This window comes from Bacillus sp. RC251 (assembly GCF_044908765.1).
Classification (GTDB): domain Bacteria; phylum Bacillota; class Bacilli; order Bacillales; family Bacillaceae_G; genus Bacillus_A; species Bacillus_A wiedmannii.
The window spans coordinates 41,532-64,650 of the sequence record NZ_JBIYDP010000009.1; the positions used below are offsets into that span (position 1 = coordinate 41,532).

The window sequence follows — 23,119 nt, forward strand, 5'->3', positions numbered from 1 at the left end:
TAACTAAATCTAGTTACTGGTCAATCCTGCAATTTTTTAAATATGACACTATTATATTTTACATCTACATAAATACATCTATCAAACCTATTATATTTATATATAATTACAATAGGTTTCGGTATACTTATTAAAATACTATATCGCTTTTACGGAGGAAATGTTATGAAAATAAAATTAGTTAAATTATGCTCTGCTCTATCTATTAGTACCTTAACAATACTTGGAGCTGGACATTATACTGCCCATGCTGAAGAAGTCTTTACTGATGTACCACAAAACCATTGTTCATTTACAGCAATACATGACTTAAAAGAAAAACAGATCCTTTCTGGATACGGAAATGGGATATTTGGCTTTGGAGATGATGTAACACGAGAACAAGTTGCCATTCTTATGTACAATTACCTCAAACCAGAAACTAAAGAAACATATACTAATCCTTATTCCGATATCAGTTCTCTCACAACCCATTACTCAAAGGAAATTTTATCTCTCACAAACTTAGGAATCTTCAAAGGAGATGAACATGGTAACTTCCGCCCAAAGGATACTTTAACACGCGCTGAAATGGCTTCTGTATTAACAAAGGCATTCCAATTAAAGGCAACAGGAGCATTTAATTTTAAAGATATACCGAATGGATATTGGGCAAAAGATGCAATTCATGCTATTCATTCCAACCATATCGCGGAAGGCACAGGTAACAATAACTATAGTCCTTATATGAAGGTATCTAGAGAACAGTACGCACAATTCATCTATAATGCTATGAACAGGAATAATGAACCAGGTAATAATAATTTACCACTTATTCCTGTTGAGGAAATTGGAGAGATTGGAGAATCTCATGTTACTAATGGAGGAACACTATTTAAAGAATAAAATGCTCTAATACAATATTAATAATTAACTCTCTATATCTACTTTCGTTTAATACACCGTAAGTTTGTTAATACTATAAAAACCAAGTCTCCAATTCCCCTGGAGCTGAGCAGTTAGTTCATTCTAACTGCTCTTTTTATTTTTTATCGTCACCCTTCCATATTACCTCCATATGTTGTATAGAGATATCTCCTTCTAAATTGTCATTGATGCCTCTTTCAAGTCCTAATACACACCTTAAAAAGAGCACTTTTAAAAAGTGCTCTTTTTACTTTGCATGTCACTCACCTTACGATGAAGTAAGATTTTAACTTATGAATAATTTATTGAACCCCTGCTAATAATATAAATAAATTGGTAACAGCCAATCTGTATCCATAATGAATCTCTGATTTTCTTGAATTCTCCCTGAGGCAAGGCGGCTATTTTTTATAGCTGCCTTTCTTGTATGAATTATAAATATATGCACATGCTATTAACGGAAGGCTTGAATCATTGTCATTGAAAATGTTCAGCACTTCCGCTCCTTAAGAGAACAGTCTACGCAACTGTTCTCTTTCCTATTTCCTTTTTTCACACATATAATAGAACAAGCATTATTAACTCCGCTACAATCAATCGCATTGCAACATTCTCAACATTTCCTCAACAAATTCTCAATATTTTTCATGGACAACAGCACACTTTCTCAACAGTTTTAATATCTTAATATTAAATACTGAAAGGAGATGTTGAAAAATGACTTGGTTCATTATTTTAGGATTTATGCTTATTTTAATAATAAGCGGTTTTCATGCACATAGTATTCATATCATTTTCAAAATAGGTTCAGATACAAAAGCTGTGCCAAGTTGGTCTTTCGTTAATAAAATAAACTTCCAAACATTAAAAGGATTAATAAAAGGACTAAATAAGGATAAACTTAAAATCATTACAATAGGAGAACTTGTTATTCCTATAAGTTTCTTTAATAGATTATTTAGCAAAACATTAATATTTCTATTCCTATTCTTTTACTCCCAATACTTAAACTAACGTAATATGAGATGAGTTAAAGAATAACAATCACTGAGCGTAGCAAGCCAACAATCGATCGCCTATGATGAACTGAACCTGAAGAATTAAACAAAAAATTAAGCGGCTGTTTGAATATGAGTCCGGTATTGTACTGGACTCATTCCTTTTAACTGTACTTTGATTTTTTTGCGATTGTAATGAACTATATAATTATCTAATAATATCTTAATATGTTTCACACTTTCGAATTTAGTAAGATAAATTACTCTTACTTTGTCTTGTTCTGTAATTCCATCTCTTTTTGAACGAAGGCCTTTAACTTTTTTAAGTAATCGATTTCCATACGTAAACATTTATTTTCCTCTTTTAATGCCTCTATAGTCTCTTCAATAGCTGCACTATCTAACTTCGATCTTGTATTTGTAATTCCCATAGCTGGATCCCCTTTCTTCTTATATATAGGAAATCCATGTCTTTTAAATCATATATTCCCCTTCATCTACGAACTCTTTCAATGAATTCCTTAACAAAAACGATTCATTTATTTCCTTTGTTTTTAATCTATTTCTAAATATTGCAGATCTACCCATTGAAAAATCCCCCTATATTCATTCCAGATTTCTCTCTCCTAAATGAATCGTAGTACATATTATCCTCAATACATTTATAGTTTTTTATAAGATTTTTAACAAAATCTTCTTACATTTAAATAGACATACTACTTTATTCTGTCAACTCTACCTATATTGATAAATATAAAAAATCAAATTTATTTGACATTTCAATGACTTCTAACAGGAAAATATATACATTAAATGAAACCTGATATATCTTTAATTTGTAAGTTGTAGTTAGTTGGCCAACTTTCCATACAATTTAATAATTTAAAATATGGAGGATCTAAAATGAATCAAGTATTAAGAAAAATTAAGAAAAAAATGATGTATCTAGTTGGTTCACTTCTAATTTCTCTATCAATGTTTTCAACTACTAGTTTTGCAGCTACAGAAGGTGCAGTAAAAAGTGTTACAAATAGTACCTATACTGGAATTGCAGCTGATATAAATCTACCAAAATCAGTTGTTGTTAAAGATGGGTATGTGAATTGGTATTTGGGTATTGGAGCTTCTAAAGTTGAGGGTGGTATTTCCAAAACACCAAGTGGATATAAAGTATTTCTAAATTCAGGATATAATGAATCAGGTCAAAACAGTAAGTATTGGAACACACAGTATGATGCATCAATTAAAGATGGTGACCGAGTAAACCTTAAAATCGTTAATAACGGAAATGGTACGGTTACTATGTATGTAAATGGAAAATCTAGATATGCAAATCAGCCTGTATATGGCTCATTTTCTCAATATGAACCAGTAAAAATGGTTCAGGGGGTTGAAGATACTGGACGTAATTCCTTTAGCCAAGCTAGCTTTTCAAACGTACTTCTAAGAACAGATACATCTGGGGCTACCTACAAAAGTTGGAACAGTTCAATTTCTTCCTCATTTTCAAGGCACGGTACTTATGGTAACAATTTCACAGTTTATTCTCAAGTACCATTAAGCGCAAGTTTACGCTAAAGGCGTTATTTGAATAATAATGTTTTTGAAAAAAAGTAGTTGCACTTGCAGCTACTTTTTTTATATAGGGTCCATTGTAAAAGATATTCTCGCCAATATAAATACCATCTTTAAACTTTTTCAAAAAAAAAGCTGTTCATTTAAATGTTATGTACAAAAAACGTAGAAATATTTAATTTCTACGCTTTTTATAGTCTAATCAATTCATTCACTTACTATTACAATTCCTCAAATTCATCAATTTCAGCTTTACGTTTTAAAAATAGTTCCATATCTTTACTCTCTCTTTCTATTAAACCAAGAGCATGTATATCATCCAAGGCTAGCTCTTTATATCCCCATATATAATCTATAGTTGTATCTTTGACATGTCTGTGTTCTGCACAATACCATTCTATAGGTTGTAACGCATCAGATATTTTAAATAATTCTGCTGGATACCATGATGGCATATTTTCACGTTCTCCTAAGATTAAATATGTTAATTCACCACTTTGTAACTTACATATGCCATAAACAATATATTCCTTCTTAATAACTAAGTTAAATATTTCCTCGGTTGCCTTTGTTAGATAATCTCCAGTGTTGTACAAACAAGCTACTTTCATAATAAACGCTCCTTATTCATTTTTTATCTTTAAATTTAAAATCATCAAATTCACCAGTTTTTGTATTTTTAATATAATGTATTTCCACACCATTTACACCTAGGATTTTTCTTTCCCCATTTCGCACGAAGGTTCCTTTTTGCTCTACGGTAACACTTTCATACATACACATCTTCATTTCCATTTGAATGATAAATTATTAAATCAAGATTTATTATTATGCAAAATTACATTTCAATTGTAGTTGATAATCATTCTTACTGTAACTATAATGATTACATGTTAGGTGATATACGAAAGTTATTTACGAATTAAACCTAACTGCGCATTTAACTACAACCGGAATGGAGATGTTATAAGGTATGAAAAAAATCATTTTAGCTGGTGCATTAGGAATTGCAGCTCTTGCAGGCACAAATCTACCAGGATTAGAAGTAACAAAAGCAAGTGCAGCTTCTATCGAGTCAAATTTATCAACAATTGAAGGGCGTGTAGTTCACGTTACTGATAATGTTATCTCTGTTGAATCAACAAAGTATTCAGAACCTATTAGTATTTATTTAAACTCTACACCAAATGTAAAAGTTGGTGATCAAATAAAAGCTACTGGCGCAATGATGCGTAATTTTACGGACTATATGATTGCAGAGTCAATTGAAAAGGTTCAAGGTACTGATACTTTACACCAGGGAAGTTATTTAAAACATGTTTTTGCATACGAATATGAAATAGGGCATGTTACAAAAGTAGATAAGTTTAAATCTGGAATAGAAGAATATAATTATGTAATTGTTCAATATACTGGAATTGACGGAAGTAAACGTAATGTTACAGTTTATTTGACACACGGGCAGAAATTTAATGTAGGTGAAAAGGTTAAAGTTCATATGGCGAACGCTGAAAGAAGTAATGAGTGGTCGATAACAGATGAGATTGAAAAAGTTAATGATTCTCAAGCATTAACTGATGATCGATGGATTTGGTCTTAATATAAAATTGTATTTTTTCTCTTATTGAAAAGAATTATTTGTCTTGGTTAATTTCTTCTGTTAGTAATATGAAGAATTGAAATATTATCCAACCAACTAAATGTATAAACCTTTTAATCGAAAAGAACTTGTAGACAAAACTACAAGTTCTTTTTACTTTTCCAAATAATAAGAGAAAGTAAACAAATATTCAAAACTTCATATTTATAAACCAATCTGTTCAAAATCGATGGTATATTCTATAGCAATATCGGTTCTTTAGTGGCTGGTAAAAACTCGATACTCATAGCGTAATGTAATAGCAAATTGATATACTCTTGATTTGGCTCTAAACAATGTACATTCTTCAAATATCCTTGCGTGTATAAACAAGATGGTATAGCTACTGATAGCTCTTCTACAGATTCTAATAAAGGCATTATGAGCTCTAAAGCTTTCTGTTCATCAGTAGTTAGATTTGTATTAAAAAACTTCTCTATATACTTCTCTTGTTTCATTAACAGGATATCGTATCCAAAAGCTTGTAAACTATTAATAAATTGATCCCATTTAAGCTGATTTGGATTACAGATATGCATGGTTTTATTTACTGTATTGGCCTTATAAGATAATTCAGTAATAGCTAAACTTCCATAGTCTACAGGCGTTAAATCTACATACGTATTGACGTCAGGAGCTATGCTAGATAGGCATATCCCTTTTAATAATCTATAAAATGCGTTTTCATTAATATTGTATTGAAATTTACCTGTTTTAGAGTTACCCACTAAATTCCCCACACGGTATATTGTGGCGCGAACTCCTTTTTCCATTGCTTCTCTGACCATTTTCTCGCCTTGAAACTTACTTTCTAGGTACAGATTATCTAAATTTTGCCCTCTATCAAAATTAGACTCAAAGAATTCAAATTCTTTTGGATCGCTTTCAGCCTGACCTACTACACTTAAAGTCGATATATAATGAAAACGTGCATTTGTGTTCTTAGCTAATTCCAATAAGTATTTTGTAGACTGAACATTTACCTTTTGAAAATGCTCACGTTCTCCATAGTGTCTAACTTCTCCACCACAATGTATGATTGACTCTACCCTATTCTTTAAATGGTCCAATTGCTTTAAATCTAGACCTAGATTCATCAAAGATAAATCTCCTTCAATTAATTCTACTCTCTCCTTCAACTTTTGGAGGATTTCTTTACCGAAATAAAACTCCATTCTTTCTTTTAACTTTGCACCAATTACTTGATTCTCATTTTTTCTTACTAAACAGTAAATAGTCGTAGATGGCAACTGTAATAACCGTTCTAAAATATGTGCTCCTAAATATCCTGTTGCCCCTGTAAGGAAAACTGTTTTTGGATAATTCACCATATCTAACTCACATTCTTCTAATTTAGTTGTTTCATAAACAGGAGTCATTTTCGTTTCATTTTCCATACATGCTACATTCATATTTTTCTCTTTCTTGAACGACATATCTTCCATCTCTTCAATATGAGAGGCTAATTTTTCTATTGTTCTATACTTAAAGAAATCTTGAATTTTCAAGTTAGGGTATAACGGTTTTAATTTGACTAATGCCGGCATAACTTTTAAAGAATGTCCACCCAAATTAAAGAAATCATCTTTTAACCCTATAGATTTTACGTTTAGAACTTCAGACCATACCTTTGCAATGTCTTTTTGCACTTTAGTTTGAGGTTTAAGTTTACGCTCATCTTTTTGCTCATGACCAAACTCTATTTTTGGCAGCTTTTCAAAATCAATTTTATCGTTCGCCGTTTTTGGTATTTCTAACACATGAGAGTAATATTTAGGGACCATATATTCTGGCAATACATTTGATAAATGTATTGCTAACTTATTTTTCTCTATCCCTATACCGGCCACTGTTTTATAATAAGCTTGCAATAACATTCCATCTTCCGTTTGTGTTACTACAGCCTGACTTATCCCCTCAAGTTGTAACATTGCATCTTCTATTTCTCCTAATTCAATTCTGTGCCCTCTAATTTTAACCTGCTTATCTTTTCTTCCCATAAATTCTATATTTCCATTTGGTAACCATCTTGCTAAATCACCTGTTCGATATAATCTTTTACTATTGTCTTCTGAAAATGGGTTTGAAATAAATGCCTGTTTTACTTTCTCTTCCTGCTTCCAATACCCTTGGGCCAATCCTAAACTTTCAATATATAATTCACCCATGCACCCTACCGGACAATGTTGCATATATGAATTCAATATATGAACTTTTGTATTAGAAATTGGTATACCAATCGGTACGCTTCCTAAAAGGTTATTTTCGCCTTCTAAAACTGGTATGAAATAATACATTGCTGAAACGGTTGCTTCAGTAGGGCCATACTCATTTACCAGTTTTACTTGGTTTTTAAAAGTACTTTGCCAACTTCTAATAGCATTTGTTGATGCAGCTTCCCCTCCCATTATTATAAATCTTAAAGAACGTATCTTTTCGCTATCTAGTTTAGTTAATGAAGTCGATAATTCATTGAAAAATACTGTTGGTAAGTCAGAAATAGTTGCTTGAGTTTCTTGAATGGCTTGAGCATATGCGACAGTTGAATAGCGCTGTTCATCACTTAATAAATATAGTTCTGCCCCATTTAACAAGGTAGAAAAAATTTCTGATACTGAAGTATCAAAACTATGGGAATAAAACTGTGTTACTTTATCATTTGGAGAGATCTGAAACACTTCATGTCTCCATTCAACTAAATTTAATACTCCTTTATGCGTTAATAATGTACCTTTTGGTTTTCCTGTTGAGCCTGAAGTATAAATTACATATGCCAAGTCATCTGGTTTATTTAAAATTTTTACATCATCATTTATAGTCGTACGATATATATCCTCTATTATTGAAACCTTATAATCACTTACATTCAAATGACTTTTAAATTTGTTACTCGTTATAATTCTACATGCCTCACTGTCACGAACTATATAATTTATTCTATCCTCAGGGTATTTTACATCTATTGGTATATAGGCAGCACCGGCTTTTAATATTCCAAGCATAGAAACAATACTATTCATACTTCTATCTAAAAATATGGCTACCTTATCACCTCTTTTTATACCTTTTTCGAGTAAATGTTGAGCTACTTGATTAGAGCTCATATTTAATTGTCTATATGTTAAAGATTCCGTTGCAGTCGCTATAGCAATCCGATCGGGTTGTCTATCTACTTGCATATAGAATTGCTCTTGTATATTTTGAAAATAAGGATATGGTCTTTCTGTATGATTTACGTTTTTATATAAAGATTCTTCTTCCTGTGATAGAAATGAAAGATTTTCATATGCCACTGTTCGTCGATGAATAAAGGCGTCCAGTATATTAAGTAAATTTTGAGTGAACCTATTAATTGACTCTTCCTTGAAAAGATTAATATCATATTCAAATGAAACCCCTACATAATCCAATCCTTCTTCAACAGCTAAAGAAATGTCAAACTTACTAATATCTTGTTTATTAGGTAACAACTGAAGCTTGTATGCATCATGTTGCTGCAGAATATCTTTTTGATAACTAAACATAGTAGAAAAAATCGGGTTATTTCCAAAGCTTCTATCAGGATTTATTTGTTCAATTACTTTATCAAATGGGTACGATTGGTTTTGGAATGAATTCAAACATTTCTCTCTTACTACTTTTAATAGCTGTGTTAATTTTTTCACATCATTCAATTGTGTTCTAATCGCTAAGGTATTTACAAAAAATCCTTGTATTTTTTCAAATTCTTGATGATTCCTTCCAACAACCGGTGTACCTACAATAATATCTTTTTGATCCGTTAGATAATGTAACAATTGAATATACGCTGCCAAAAATAGCATATACATAGAAACATTCTCTTGTTCACATACTTGTTTTAAAGACTCTTTCATTTCATTATCTAACTTCATTTCAAATACTGTACCTTTATTTGTTTTATTTGTACTTTGACGATTCCTACTAAAATCTAAAGGAAGATTTAATATAGGAAGAGGTGCTGCAAGTTCGGCCATCCAATAAGATTTTTCTGTATCCCATCGACCTAAATTTAACTGCGCCTGTTCCCACTCTGCATAATCTACATATCGATTAGAAATAGTTGGAAACACAGGATTTCTACGTTTAGCAAAGGCACTATATACCTTCATTAATTCATCTAATAAATTCCTTACACTCCACTCATCTGTAATAATGTGATGTAAATTGATATAGAAATAAGACTTTTTCTTATCCAGATTAAAAATTCTAATCCTAAAAAGAGGGCCCTTTTCTAAATCAAATGGTGTATGATCCGTTTGATTTATTGTTGTACGTATATATTCTTGTTGTTCTTTTTTAGACATGTATTCAATCTCATCGTGAATCAGGTCAATCGCTATTGAGTTTAAAATGACTTGTCTAGGCTCTCCATTTCTTTCAATAAACACTGTTCGTAGCATCTCGTGTCGTTCAACTAAAAATCTTATGGTGTCTTGTAAAATATCCTTATTTAAACTCGGCTCAATATATATGTGTAGTGGTGTATCATACACTCTATTAATGGCGTTATACTTATTTAAAAACCAGATTCTTTTTTGAGCACTTGATAACTGATAACTTTCCTTATCTGCAACTTTTAATACTTGCATCTCCTGTTCTTCCCTATCATGATTTACTGTCATTGATTTGTCGATGTAAGCAGATAGACTAGCAATCGTTGTATGCTCAAAAATATCTCTAATTTCAATTTTTAGATGAAACTCTTTTTGAATTTGATTTAAAACTTGCACAGCAATTAATGAATGTCCCCCAAGTTTAAAAAAGTCATCCTCTCTGCTGATTCTATATTTCCCTAAATTTAAAATCTCTGCCCATGTTTTTGCCAACCTTTTTTCCGTTTCACTTATCGGTGATACATATTGCTTCTGCATGTTTTCAAGTAAAGATGGGATTTGTAATTCTAATTTTTTTCTATCAAGTTTCCCACTTGGTGATAAAGGAAAACTTTTAAGATGAAATATATAATTCGGTATCATAAAATCTGGTAAACTTTCACTTAAGAATGTTTTTAATTCCTCTTGTTTAAGTTCTCTATTGTCTTTTGATAAATAAAAACTAACGATTTTATCGTTTTGGTAAGTGAATACTACAGCATCTCTCACTTCTGGATGTTTAAATAATGTTCCTTCGATTTCATCAAGCTCAATGCGATATCCACGTATTTTTACTTGATTATCTTTCCTTCCGATAAATTCTAAATTTCCATTTGGTAAAAGACGAACTAAATCCCCAGTACAATACATCCTTTTATCATGATTATAGGATTTATCGAAAGAAATGAACGCCTCTTCTGTTTTTTCCTTTTGATTTAAATATCCGTTAGCAACTCCATCACCGCCAATAAATAACTCACCTACTACACCTGACGGACATAACGTACTGAACGGGCTAACCACGAAAACTTCACTATTAGCAATTGGTTTACCTATTGGGATACTAGAAATTTCTTTTTGTATCTCACCATTTACTTCATACATGGTTGCACACACAGTAGTTTCAGTAGGACCATATGCATTAAGAACTGGAATCTTTAAACCTAATTTACTTTGCCATTTACGAACTGATTCAGCAGGTAAGGTTTCCCCTCCCACAAATAAACGTTTTACAGATTTTAATTTAAGTAACATTTCTTTTGGCATATCAGCTATTAATTTAAAAAATGCAGTTGGTAAAACCACATATGTAATACCATTCTTTTGAATTACATTTATAAATTCCTCTGTTGAACGTTTTTCGATTTCAGAAATTAAATGCATTCTTCCTCCACATAGCAAAATCGGAAATATTTCCATAATGGAGGCGTCAAAAATAATCGTTGCAAATTGTAAAAACACATCTTCTTTTCCTAAATGAAATGTATTAATTACTGAATATGATAAATTAATTACGCCTTTATGTGGTACAACGACTCCTTTTGGCAAACCTGTTGAACCTGACGTGTAGATAATATAAGCTGCATCTTCTATGGTATGCGTAGGCGCAATATTTTCTATAGAATTAGCGTAATGAAAATCTTCTAGATAAATTGTATGAATCGCAAAACTTTCAACCAATCCCCTGTATTCTTTCTTCGTAATAATCATTTGACTTTCGCTATCTTTTAAGATGTATTTTATTCTTTTTTCAGGAAACTTTGGATCGATTGGTACATAAACTCCACCTGATTTTAGGATACCTAGAATCCATACAATGGTATCAATCTCTCTTTCCATAGTAATACTTACACGTTGTCCCTTTTTTATATCATTTTCACGTAAATAATTCGCAATTTGGTTGGACCTTTGCTGTAATTCATAATTGGTAATAGATTTGTCCCCCATTGAAATTGCTATTTGATTTGGCGATTTTAATGCTTGTAAATCAATTAATTGATCTAGTGTTTTTGAATTAGGATATGTAAGAGCATTTGAGTTCATCTCTTTGTATAGACGATGATCTTTTTCTAAAAGCAAATCCAATGAATGAATAGGTTCATTCACATTCTTCATTAATTTTTGTAACAAATATATATACCTTTCTACTAAATCACTAATACTCTCTGGTTTATATAATGCTGAGTTATAGTCAACCTCAATTTTATTCTCTGTTTCCCCTTCATATCTCAGTATTCTCCAAGTCATATTAAAAGAATTTACTCTTTTACAATCTGTTAAAACTGTTGACTCAATATCAGGAATTTTTAATTCCGGTATCTTCATTGTATTAAATGCTGTGGAATATACCATATTATCATTTGTATTTTTATTTAGATTTAAATCTTTTACTATATGTGAGTAAGGATTATGTTTATACGTAATAGCTAGATGAATAGATTTATTCACTTTATTAAGTATCCCCTTAAATGTCTCTCCCTTTTCTATTGTTATACGTATAGGTAATGTATTAACAAAATAACCAAAAGTATTTCGTTCTTCTGTATGTGGTCTAGTATTAATTGGAATACCAACAATTATCTCTTCAGCATTTGTCATTTGATGAAGTAAGGTACAATAAGTACTTAACATTACTCGATAAATACTTATATTATTTTTTTTAGCAAAACATTGTATTCGATAAAATAGATCCGAATTAATATTCTTGCTTATATTTTTATCTGTATATCTCTTTTCATTCATTTTATTAAAATCAATAGGAAACTCTGTAGAGGCTAATTCACCTTGTAAATAATCTTTCCAATACGATGATCCTTCTTTATATATTGCACTATCAATAAAACCCTCCTCATACTCTACAAGGTTCTTATAAGGAGATTCATATTCTACATTCGTCTTCTCTTGAAGTAATTCACCATACGTATTGGATAATTGTCGGATGAAAATTCCTAAACTCCATCCATCGTAAATAATGTGATGAAACATTAAATGTAAAATAAATGTATCTTCACTGAATTTAATGATGTGGAATTTAAACAAAGGTCCCTCTTCTAAACTAAATTTCTCATTCACTATAGATTCTAAGAAATTTTTAAAAATAGATTTTTGTTCTGTGTTTTTAAAAGCAGTTAAATCCTTAATTGGTATATCAAATTCTACATTCTTTTGAATTAATTGCTTTATTTTTTTATCCCTCTTCCTAAATATTGTACGTAGTGCCGGATGCGATTGCACTATTGTGGTAAGCGCTTTCTTCAAAACCTCTATTTGAAGAGTTCCTTTTAACTTTATTATACTCGGTTCATTGTTCATTCCTTTTCCTATTTCCATTTGATGAGCTATCCATAATGCTTCTTGGCCTACTGTTACATCCAATTCATCTACAATTTCATATTTCTCTTGTATTTCTTTCATATGAATTTCTCCTTTTATAAATATTTTAAAACGGATAATATTTACAGTTACAACTATATGTACAGATTCTGCGATTTGTAAATATATATATTCCGACTAAATTCAACATTTATTTCACTTAATGTATAGTTATTAAAATTATGAATAAAATTCATATTTATGCTGTAACAGTTCATACTTTTATTCAATTTAAGCATAAAAAACCATTTAACTAATAATTCTAATTTCTTTTTATACAGTATTCTTGCATATATTTATTAAAGTAATTGCCTAATTTATTCTTCGAAAACAAATTCAAGAATATTCCAACTTGTCACTATATATATTTCTAATAATATAAACTGTAAAGGAGGAGTCCGTACATAATGGAATATAGATTATTAGGTAACTCGGGATTAATAGTTTCAGAGATAGGATTCGGTTCTTGGGCAATTGGTGGAGATGAATGGGGAGCAGTAAAAGATAATGAATCCATTGATGCAATAAATAAAGCGATTGATCTAGGGGTTAATTTTATTGACACTGCTGATGTTTATGGACTAGGTCATAGTGAAACGTTAGTTGCAAAAGCTATAAATAATCGCAGACAGGATATAATTCTTTCTACAAAAGGTGGATTAATTGGTCATCATTATGACCCAAATCAACCAGCCGTTTATGGAGATCCTCAAAAAATCATTGATGCGTTTGAGGCTAGTTTACTACGGCTTAAAACTGATTATATAGATGTTTACTTTTGTCATATTTGGTGGGATAAACCTGAAGAAACAGAAGCCTTTCTACAAGCTTTCCAAACCTTAAAAAAATCTGGCAAAGTGAGAGCAGTTGGCGTTTCTACTAATGATTTAGATTATATTAAACATTTTAATCAAAATAATGATTTAGATGTCGTACAATTCGATTATAGTATTTTGAATAAAGAACCTGAAAAAGACATCCTTCCTTATATTGAAAAACATAATTTAGGTGCTGTGATAAGAGGTCCACTTAAGATGGGGATTTTAACAGGGAAATTTAATCATGAAACCCAATTTCCAGACGATGATTTAAGAAAAGATTGGCCCAAAGAAAAGTGGTTTAAAGATAGCTTAAACAAAGTAAAGAAATTACGTTCACTTGTACGCTCAAATCGAAGTTTAGCGCAAGTTGCTTTACGTTATGTTTTAAGTCACCCAGCTGTTTCAGTTACTATTCCTGGTGCAAAAAATTCTACTCAAGTTGAAGAAAATTCTTCACACTTAACTCGTCCATTATTATTAGATAATGAAATTGAATTCATTAAAAAGGTTTGATCAGATCATTATTCACCTACAAAAATCATGCTGATTTTTCTACCAAATCCATACTACTACTTCTTCTCCACTAGAACATATCTTTAACACTTCCACCCTATTTTTTTCTCTATTCCCAACAATATCTACAGTTTATAAGGTAGTTGAGCTCTTATATTCAACTACCTTATAATAGTTCTACATCAAATTAAATTATCTACTACATTAGTTGAATACATGCTAGGGTAACATAAAAACCAAATAAACAATTAATTCGGAAATATTTTTAGAAACTTTATTATCTCACAATTACTTTTTTTAAAATAAATCAAAAAATTTTTCTTTACTTTAAATTCCATAGTTCATATAATCTTCTATGGAATTACATTTTTTTCTAAAAAGCTCCTCTTTTCTAAGTATTCGAAAGGGCAATTACAAATTATTATACCCTTATGTTTAACCAAGTAAAATAAAAATCCAGTTTTTCACAAGGAGAAGTGACTGCATGCAAGATATTTTAAAGCTATTTCCGAGCGTTGACGGAAATAAAGAAAAACAACAACTTTTATTAGAATCTATGCAGAAAATAATCAAAAATCTTGACCGATTAAAAAATGAAGAGCGAGCTACTTTAGGTAAATGTGAGGAAAAATCAGAAGGATACTACAATAGCTTAATTCACCAAAGTCATATTCCACTAGCTGGCATCACTATGTCTGAGGTTATAGAAGAACTAAACCAATTTATGAATGGTCATCCTTATCCAAATAAATATTACTTGTCTAACGCTGTACCACTACCAAGTATACCTTCACTATTAGGTGTAATAACCATGGCCCTTTTAAATGGTAATGGTGTTTGGGATGTATACGGTCCAGGGGCAGCAGAAGCAGAAGTAAAAGTGGTATCCATGCTTTCAAAACTGACAGGTTATAATCCACATAACAGCGGCGGCTATACAACATGGGGTGGACAAGGATGCGTGTTTTCGAGCTTGCGCTTAGCAATTTCTAAACAATTCCCATCAGCAAAAGAATATGGTGCTCCACAAAATGTATATTGCTTTGCTTCTGAAAATGCACACTATAGTTTATTAAAGTCGGCTGAAGCAACTGGTATTGGGTCAAATCACTTAATAAAAGTGAAAACTGATCCCTATACAAATTCTATGGATATAGAAGATTTAGAGAATAAAATGATACAAGTTATTAAAAATGGCGGTATCCCCCTCTATATTCTAGCTACTATGGGGTCAACAGATACTTTTACCATTGATGATATAAGAAAAATTAAAGAGAGTGCTGAAACAATACAGGAGAAATATAAATTAAAACCTATTTATATCCATGCTGATTCTGCAATGGGCGGATTCTATAGTTTCTTTAATAATTATAGTTTTGAAGAAAATTCACTCTCATTTGAACCTAATGTGAAAAATGCCTTACAATACGTACAAGATAAAATGCAATATATGTCCCTTGCAGACAGTGTATGTTTTGATTTTCATAAATTAGGACAAACACCTTATGCTTCAAGTATTTTAATTGTAAAAAACCATACTGATTTACAACTGATGGACATTGAACAAGATGATACACCTTATCTTGGTAATAGATCATATGGGAGTTATCATACAGGCTATACCTTAGAATGTTCACGAGCTGGTAGCGCTATTCCTATGTATATCAATCTATTAGCCTTTGGAATTGAAGGATATCAAAAATTATTAGCAAATTATATTCGTGTAAATCTATTATTTAGAGAGAAGTTGCGCACGGCCCTGCCTCAAGTTGCAATCACAAATGATTTTACATATGGACCAATTACAACTTTCCGTTTCTATCTGAATGGAGATGGCCAAGAAAATTGGGAAAAAGAACGAATAGGCCTTGCAACAAAGGAAGAAATTGAGGATACAAACCGATTAAATATAGAACTATTTAATTACCTAGGAAAAAATCGCGATCAAGTATTTTTTGGTGATACAACTCGTTCTTGTGTAGTAGATGTAATAAACAGTTATGATAGAAATCCGATTTCTACATTAAAATTCTTTTCTATCTCTCCATATACAACTGTTGAATGTATAGATGAGATCGTAGAATTTCTTTATGAACATATTTCGATTGCTACTAAACAGATTCATTCATATGTTTAATAACCATTTTTGTTAGCGCTTTAATAGTTAAACTTAACTAAATTAAATAAAATTTTTAATCCTTTTAATTACTATTAACTATATCAGGAAAGAGGAAAAACATATGAATATAGAGCTACTTGATACACACCACGTGAAAGATGCAGCACATTTACTTGCACATTCTTTTGTGAATAATGAACCTCTTGTAAGCAGTTTACAAATTCCTTTTGCTCCTTTTCACAAAATGTGCGAAGAAATGATGAAACCAGCTGTATCTCAAGCTATGTCATTTGTAGCAATAGAAAATTTTCAAATTATTGGAGTTCTTTTAACAAAAAAATTAACCCAGCCACTAATAGATACAGAGAAAGCGATTGAACTATGCCCACAAATGGAACCTATTTTTCAACTTTTAGATACATTAGAGACAGAATCTATTGAGTTTTCTCATTTAGATAAAGAAAAACTGGTCTATCTAGATATGGGCGCTTGTCATCCAGATTGGATGGGAAGTGGTATAGTCACTACCCTTCTTTCACATGCCATTCAAGAAATAAGTAAAAGAGATTATGATTTTATTGCTGCTTGTACAAATAAAATTTCTCAAAAAATCCTAAAAAAACTGTGTACGACCTATGAAATGAATGAAATAGTGTATAGTAATTTTCTTTATAAGGAAGCATACCCATTTGCTAATACAACAACTTCCTTAGCAGCCCAATTACTTTATATACCTCAATCTCAATTTGTCATCGAGGCCATATAAATTTGTGAAGAAGACTAGCTGTACTTGAGTGCAGCTATTTTTTATATAGAATAAGCTAGTAAAAGATATTCAAGTTAACATAAGTGTCACCTTTCACAATTTTACCAAATCATTAAAGGAATCTCCTTTCCCCTATCGAATTATTGCAGAGGAAAGGAGAGGAATACATGGAAATTCTAAGATTAGATCCTCGCGCATTAGCAACTTTAGGTGCACTTGAATACGCCAATCGACGCAATAAATTAATTGAAGACTCGGAGAATAACATATACGAGTGTAAAGAAATAAAAGAAATACTTCAATCACTCCCTAAAGAGAAGCAGGTTGAGGTTCTTGAGAGTCAAGCTTATTTTGAAGCTGTGGCAAAGATGATTGAACAAAACAATTTAATTCTTTTAGAACAGATGAAAGCTCTACAGCTAATTCAGAAATAATAAACTTATGATTAATTAATTCTACATATGCTTCCATAAATAATGTATCTTTATTTATAGCATCAGCCTCTGTTTTTACAGGGGCTTTTGTTATGCGTTGATTCATATTTTGAATTTGAATGGTTTCTTTCACATGTACGAATAGATCTTCTAATAAACCTGGTGTAGACTCTAATTCTTGTTTTTCAATTTCCTCTGTGACAGCACTTATAAATTCCCATAGTACCTTTGCACCTAGTAGTTCTGCTAATCGTTTTTCACGCATTTCAAATGTTTTCATATTCATGCAAATACACCCCTATAATTTATATATACTGATAAAAATATTATATTTTTATGTAAAATTGCCTAATACATTTTCTAAGCTTACATTTCTAAAAAATCACTACATCATCTTAAAAGTCTAACATTATTCAACACACTTCGTGTTGTTCTGAATCAAAAAAAATTGTTTGGACTGTAACACCATAGAAATTCGCTAATTTTATTTTTATATTATCTCGTGGGATTCTCTGTCCATTTTCATACATCTGCAATGTACTAATACTAATTCCGACTGCTTTTGCCACCTCTTCTCTAGATCTCCCATTTCTTAAATTAATTAGATTTTCTGCTACTCTTTCATAATTCATGCATTCTCACCCCCAAAAAAACCACATTTCGTGTTGTCATTTAAAATATAAACCGCACAAAATGTGTTGTCAATAGATTTCAATTATCAATTTTTAAAAATTTTAATATATTAACACATATTGTGTTAATATATTATCAGGTGATAGAATGAAAACATTTGGAAATATAATTCGTGATTTAAGAAAACAAAAAGGAATTACACAAAAAGAACTGGCTCAATCGCTTCAACTAAGTGAAAGTACAATTGGTATGTATGAACGTAATGAACGTCAACCTGATTACAATACCTTGATACGTATAGCAGATTACTTTAATGTATCTACTGATTTCCTTCTAGGGCGAGGTTCTAATGTTAAAGAGGAAAGAAACAATAAAGAACTAGATCAATGGTTAAATGATATAAAACTTGCTCCATCCCAAAAGCGTGAAGAATTAAAACGTTTTTGGAATTTTATAATGCAGGAAGATAAGTAATAAATTAAACCCCTACCTCTACAGTGTGGAAGTCTTGAGTTCGAGCCCTTTCCGGGCCCATATATTACGGTAAAATGGCGTTCTATTCAAAGTTAGAGCGCTTATTTTTGTCCGATAATTTATTCATTAATTTAGCCGAAATATTTGCGTTACGCCGCCAAACTGTATCAAATGGAAGCCTCCTATAAATTTGTTTCATTTTCCATATTTAAAGTTACCACCCTTCTTTTAACATAAATTACATTAGATTTTTTCTAGATATGTATGTGTTGAATTGACTTCTTATAGCTTTTGTTATTTAAGACATCGTTATAAGGTATTATCTGCAACTAAAAAAATTGAAGCATAAATTATATATATCGCAACGCTAGAAGGTGAAATTTAGCTCTATACAAATCGAAATAAATTCAAGTAACAAACAATTTTTTATAATTGTTTGCTGCTTGAATGATATAAAGTGATTCAATCGAAAAATTCATAAAAAAACGTTATTCTTTCCTATTTAGCTTATTTAGAAAGAATAACGTTTTTTTACTTTGGGATAGCAATATTTGGATTTTAAAAATACATATCACTGACCCTTTAGGGTCGGTGGTAATTATTTGAAGGAATTCGCCATTTTTTGTCGAAATGTATAGATTGGAAGGTGATCTGAATGAGTCAAAGAAATCTTTTTATGCTGGCAATGAATAATATTCGTGGTCATAAATGTGCCAACTGTTTGCAACATGATTTAGATATTAAAAAGTTGACACCGGTTAGCGAATGGGAAGCTGAAGTCATTTATGCTTGTCCTAATCCTAAATGCAATCATATAGAGTTCAAAGAAAATATGATTGACGAGGATTACTTCCCAGATTGATAGATTTAAGGGGGTGAAAACATGGAAAACAAAGATTTAGCGGTAGCACAAATCGTAAGTGCAATTATCTCCAAAGAAGATGTTATTATTGGTGCTGATAATGAAGATGGAGTATTTGTACATATTAAAAAGGCAACTGAACTTTTAAAAGACCACAGGTCTACCATTTCACTTGAAGATTTAATTAAATTAGTAAAAGAAGCATTATAATATTACATAAACACCCCTACGGGGGTGTTTTATTGTTCAATCAAAAAACATTGAACAATATGCTCAATGTCTTCTAAGTAATTAAAATCATTTTATAAAAGGATCTGGTAATTCGTTAGAGTCTCGATTTAAATAATCAATATTTAAAGGTATATCCACCATGTGCTTTTGAAGAATAAAATATGTTACCATCCTTTTAATTAATTCCGTATAAAATGATAAAGATGCTTTATCTATTTTTTCAAAAGGCGAACCATGTGTAAGATGGTTTCTGATGTTTACGATATTTGAAACCAGTTTTTCCACGTCTACTTTTTCTGCTAACATTTCAAGTTGTTCTTTAAAAGATGCATTTTGAATTAATTGAAGTAATAGCACTTTAAAACCTTTCCTGTTACTAAATTTAAAGGCCTCTATTAAATTTTCTTTATAATCTCCATCTAAATCCATACCTTCAATTAATTCTCTATAAATTTTACTTTTTGCACGTCTTTCTGCATTTCCATATATATCTGTATTGACATTTTCTCTAGAAATCATTTCTAGACATCGTGCATAAGTTAGATATCGTTCTTCTAATAACGGCTTAGTTCTTAATACACCAACATAATTAAACCAAACATCAAAATTTTTTAAAGTTAGTGGCACAACAAAAATATTATAAAAATCAGTATCACTTAGCTCTTTGTCTATTCGATAATTCATTTTATTCATTTTCACTTCATTTATCCGATTTTGATTACGCTGATAAATTTTATATAAATATTGCCCTTCATGATTTACATTATAATGAGTGTATGAAACATATTCATCTATCAAAAAAGAAAGAATGGCAGACATTTTAAAATATATTTCATTAACCAACTCTAATTTCATTAAGGATTCACTTTTTAATTGAACCCTTAAAAAGGTTTCCGAAATCACAGTATTTAAACCACGCTGTTTAGTTTCTCCTTCAGATATAATTAAATCAAGTTTTTGTCCTTTATAATCAAAATTTGACTTATAACTAAAACCACTTCCCACAAACCAGAAATCTACTTTTGGAAATATAGCAGTAATATTATTAAATTGAAGTTCTTCATATCTTTTAATATCATTTTCCACATAAATATCTATACCATAACGTACAAGGTTATCATTTTTCACTCTAATTATTTTACAATTGAAACAACTAATTACTTTGCCATTATGTAATGTACAATTAAATGTTTTAGGCGAATAAAATTGCAATAGTTCTATTTGATTTTCCACTGTATCAACTAAAAATTCTAGGTATTTCTCGTCTTCATCAAAGTTCAGGTAACCAATGAAACTTTCATCTTTATATGATATTTCTACAACCTGACGAACTGCTTTCAATAAGCTTCCCCCCTAAATTATCCTGTTTTTACTCAATTATATCATTTTAAATATTGTTGTTAAAATCCCTTGTAGGGTATCAATCAAATATGTATAATTGTGTTAATAGAGTTATCGGAAAAGTTGAGTTATCAACAATTATACATATAATGATACCCCATATTCACTTCCACACCTTGACAGGGTGGAGGTCGCTGGTTCGAGGCCAGTCGGGATCATAAGAATAAAAAGTCCTCAAATCCTATGAATATAAGATTTGAAGGCTTTTTATTTTTCAACTTCTTTATTAATTTATATATCAATGGTCACAATTTGGTCATATTCATTGACCATCAGCTATATATTCTAGCTTAAGATAGATTTCGAAGAGGATAATGAATATTAAAAACATCCTAAAATTCACGTTTAAATTCTTTAATGAGTTATAAATTACATTTTATCTTAACTATTTTTTAAAAATATTTTCATAATGCCATATTAAGTACTCTTCTTTTGGAGGGGAAAAAGAAGGTTTTTTTATTTTCTTTCCGTTAAACTTCATAAGTACTTCTTTTAAGATAACATCAGATTCAATAAACTTAGAAACCTCTATTGTTAAATCAGGATGAATTGCAATATACCCTTGATCAAAAGCTTTATCGAATAAAACAGATAAACAAATCCCATTTTGAGGATCAAGTCTAGTATTCTTATTTTCAGACCATGGTATAATGTGAGAACCTATCAAAAATTCTTTTATTTTCATCCCAGTTATTGCACATTCATATCCATAATTCTTTTTCACTTCATTAGAGAAGGTACTTTGACCACTTCTTCTCTTACTAGTTCCAATGCTATCATCAACAAAATAATTTTTATTCTGTATCTTTTGTACAAATCCAACTCTATCCGTAATGTTCTCAAGTTCTATCTTCTTATGTTCTTTTCCAGCATAAGCTTTCTTTATGATATTCTGAAAATCTTTCTCTTTAATTTGCGTGATGCCATATTGATGGAAAAAATATGCCCATGTTTCCCCTTTTTGTTTAAACTCCCATTCAAATTTTTCGAGATCAGTTTTTGATAAATACGGTTCAAATGATATTGCTTTATCTATTATGCCACGTACTCTATCTTGTCCAATGTTTTTAATTTCTTTAATTCTACCAGCACCAAAAAAATAAAAGCTATTTCTTATTTCAGATACCGACTGAGGCCTTCTATAAATAAACAAATCTCCAGCGTTAACCTTACCATATTTGCTAGGAGACCAATCATAAGAAACAAAATCTACATCCCCATGACCAGTGGCAGTACCTTTCGTATCTAAAATAAAAAAATTAGTATCTGTGCTATCCAACTCTTCTTTATAATAATCAAGAATATCTTTCATCAAACACGCTCCCCATTCAACAACATATAGCATTAAATCTTAACTTTTAATTATTATCCTTTATGAACAATAAGTTTTATTAAAAACGATATATAAATAATGTTATTTTTTCAATTCAATACCACATTGTTTGTAAATTCCACCCCAATTATCCCTATATTTTTGAGCTTTATCTGTTGTCATTATTTTAGTACAAGATATTGTTCTATTCTTATATAAAAAATTACCCACACTATCAACTAAAATATTCCTCTGCCCTTTTCCTTTTGGTTTTATTTTTGATTTTGGGATAATATAAATCGAATAACCTATATTCATATAATTTAAAATTACTATAAAAAGATAATCAAAATCTGTATAATACTTTCCAGTTAAAACTTTAGACTTTGTTTTATTGTTCCAGTCAATTGTTTTTACTTGTATTTTAGTAATCGTTTTACTATATGTTTCGGAAAGAATCAAAATATCCCAGTTTTCCTCTCTTGGGTTTTCTGATTTTAAGGCATTAAATCCCCTTCTCCATAATTCACATAAAACGTAATATTCGCCAATAGTCCCTGCATCCATTTTAATCACCTGTTTTTATATACATTATAGCAAAATATGATTAACCTATGTTTTCTAATACATGCAATGTTTCCAAAAATGAATTTTTTAAAATAATAGTGC

The 23,119-nt window shown here is 30.6% G+C and carries 19 protein-coding genes; 10 read left to right on the forward strand and 9 right to left on the reverse strand.

Translation table 11 applies throughout. The features are described 5' to 3' along the window. Positions 1–165: 165 nt before the first annotated feature. Both ABH961_RS22060 and ABH961_RS22065 read left to right on the forward strand, forming a co-directional pair. Entirely contained in the window at positions 166–885 is a 720-nt protein-coding gene (locus tag ABH961_RS22060; protein ID WP_404520008.1) for an S-layer homology domain-containing protein, read from the forward strand. 738 nt (positions 886–1,623) lie between these two features. Further along, entirely contained in the window at positions 1,624–1,920 is a 297-nt protein-coding gene (locus tag ABH961_RS22065) for a hypothetical protein (RefSeq protein WP_098155479.1), read from the forward strand. Positions 1,921–2,018: 98 nt separating this feature from the next. On the opposite strand, the gene ABH961_RS22070 is transcribed toward ABH961_RS22065, so the two are convergent. Further along, positions 2,019–2,141 carry an IS3 family transposase gene (locus ABH961_RS22070; RefSeq protein WP_176546097.1) on the reverse strand — a complete coding sequence of 41 codons (123 nt, stop codon included), beginning with the start codon at positions 2,139–2,141 and terminating at the stop codon, positions 2,019–2,021. Positions 2,142–2,170: 29 nt separating this feature from the next. Beyond that, a complete protein-coding gene (locus ABH961_RS22075; protein WP_404520009.1) occupies positions 2,171–2,335 on the reverse strand; it encodes a hypothetical protein in 165 nt (54 codons plus the stop codon). Positions 2,336–2,807: 472 nt separating this feature from the next. On the opposite strand from ABH961_RS22075, the gene ABH961_RS22080 reads away from it, so the two are divergent. Beyond that, on the forward strand, positions 2,808–3,482 hold the full coding sequence (locus tag ABH961_RS22080; protein WP_404520011.1) for a hypothetical protein: 675 nt from the start codon (positions 2,808–2,810) through the stop codon (positions 3,480–3,482). A gap of 218 nt (positions 3,483–3,700) precedes the next feature. On the opposite strand, the gene ABH961_RS22085 is transcribed toward ABH961_RS22080, so the two are convergent. Beyond that, positions 3,701–4,090 carry a hypothetical protein gene (locus ABH961_RS22085; protein WP_098649655.1) on the reverse strand — a complete coding sequence of 130 codons (390 nt, stop codon included), beginning with the start codon at positions 4,088–4,090 and terminating at the stop codon, positions 3,701–3,703. A gap of 362 nt (positions 4,091–4,452) precedes the next feature. Here ABH961_RS22085 and ABH961_RS22090 point away from each other — a divergent pair, with 362 nt between their 5' ends. Beyond that, positions 4,453–5,079, forward strand: a complete 627-nt coding sequence (locus ABH961_RS22090) for an ATP F0F1 synthase subunit alpha (RefSeq protein ID WP_098155491.1) — start codon at positions 4,453–4,455, stop codon at positions 5,077–5,079. A gap of 239 nt (positions 5,080–5,318) precedes the next feature. Here the strand turns inward: ABH961_RS22090 and ABH961_RS22095 are convergent, their stop codons facing one another. Next, positions 5,319–12,926: a non-ribosomal peptide synthetase gene (locus tag ABH961_RS22095; protein WP_404520013.1), complete on the reverse strand. Its 7,608-nt coding sequence runs from the start codon at positions 12,924–12,926 to the stop codon at positions 5,319–5,321. A gap of 365 nt (positions 12,927–13,291) precedes the next feature. On the opposite strand from ABH961_RS22095, the gene ABH961_RS22100 reads away from it, so the two are divergent. The 3 genes from ABH961_RS22100 (at position 13,292) to ABH961_RS22110 (ending at position 17,103) form a co-directional block, all read left to right on the forward strand. After that, on the forward strand, positions 13,292–14,218 hold the full coding sequence (locus tag ABH961_RS22100) for an aldo/keto reductase (RefSeq protein ID WP_404520015.1): 927 nt from the start codon (positions 13,292–13,294) through the stop codon (positions 14,216–14,218). 484 nt (positions 14,219–14,702) lie between these two features. Next, entirely contained in the window at positions 14,703–16,355 is a 1,653-nt protein-coding gene (locus tag ABH961_RS22105) for a pyridoxal phosphate-dependent decarboxylase family protein (protein ID WP_404520016.1), read from the forward strand. Positions 16,356–16,458: 103 nt separating this feature from the next. After that, the gene (locus ABH961_RS22110; protein ID WP_098573465.1) at positions 16,459–17,103 is read left to right on the forward strand and encodes a GNAT family N-acetyltransferase; all 645 of its coding nucleotides are present in this window, start codon (positions 16,459–16,461) and stop codon (positions 17,101–17,103) included. Positions 17,104–17,412: 309 nt separating this feature from the next. Here the strand turns inward: ABH961_RS22110 and ABH961_RS22115 are convergent, their stop codons facing one another. Further along, on the reverse strand, positions 17,413–17,823 hold the full coding sequence (locus ABH961_RS22115) for a hypothetical protein (protein WP_098155504.1): 411 nt from the start codon (positions 17,821–17,823) through the stop codon (positions 17,413–17,415). Positions 17,824–17,950: 127 nt separating this feature from the next. Continuing rightward, entirely contained in the window at positions 17,951–18,169 is a 219-nt protein-coding gene (locus tag ABH961_RS22120; RefSeq protein ID WP_001105580.1) for a helix-turn-helix transcriptional regulator, read from the reverse strand. Positions 18,170–18,317: 148 nt separating this feature from the next. Here ABH961_RS22120 and ABH961_RS22125 point away from each other — a divergent pair, with 148 nt between their 5' ends. From ABH961_RS22125 to ABH961_RS22135, 3 genes are all read left to right on the forward strand, one after another. Then, positions 18,318–18,644: a helix-turn-helix domain-containing protein gene (locus ABH961_RS22125; protein ID WP_098589679.1), complete on the forward strand. Its 327-nt coding sequence runs from the start codon at positions 18,318–18,320 to the stop codon at positions 18,642–18,644. Between the two features lie 655 nt (positions 18,645–19,299). Further along, complete coding sequence (locus tag ABH961_RS22130) at positions 19,300–19,506, forward strand: hypothetical protein (RefSeq protein WP_098589680.1); 207 nt, start codon at positions 19,300–19,302, stop codon at positions 19,504–19,506. A gap of 21 nt (positions 19,507–19,527) precedes the next feature. Next, on the forward strand, positions 19,528–19,716 hold the full coding sequence (locus ABH961_RS22135) for a hypothetical protein (RefSeq protein WP_098589681.1): 189 nt from the start codon (positions 19,528–19,530) through the stop codon (positions 19,714–19,716). Positions 19,717–19,803: 87 nt separating this feature from the next. Here ABH961_RS22135 and ABH961_RS22140 read toward each other — a convergent pair whose 3' ends face one another. The 3 genes from ABH961_RS22140 to ABH961_RS22150 all read right to left on the reverse strand — a co-directional run bounded on the left by ABH961_RS22140 (position 19,804) and on the right by ABH961_RS22150 (position 23,017). Further along, on the reverse strand, positions 19,804–21,078 hold the full coding sequence (locus tag ABH961_RS22140) for a HEPN domain-containing protein (protein WP_404520018.1): 1,275 nt from the start codon (positions 21,076–21,078) through the stop codon (positions 19,804–19,806). A 445-nt stretch (positions 21,079–21,523) separates the two neighbouring features. Beyond that, a complete protein-coding gene (locus ABH961_RS22145; protein WP_404520019.1) occupies positions 21,524–22,450 on the reverse strand; it encodes an HNH endonuclease in 927 nt (308 codons plus the stop codon). Between the two features lie 102 nt (positions 22,451–22,552). Then, positions 22,553–23,017: a hypothetical protein gene (locus ABH961_RS22150; RefSeq protein ID WP_404520020.1), complete on the reverse strand. Its 465-nt coding sequence runs from the start codon at positions 23,015–23,017 to the stop codon at positions 22,553–22,555. Between the last annotated feature and the right edge of the window lie 102 nt (positions 23,018–23,119).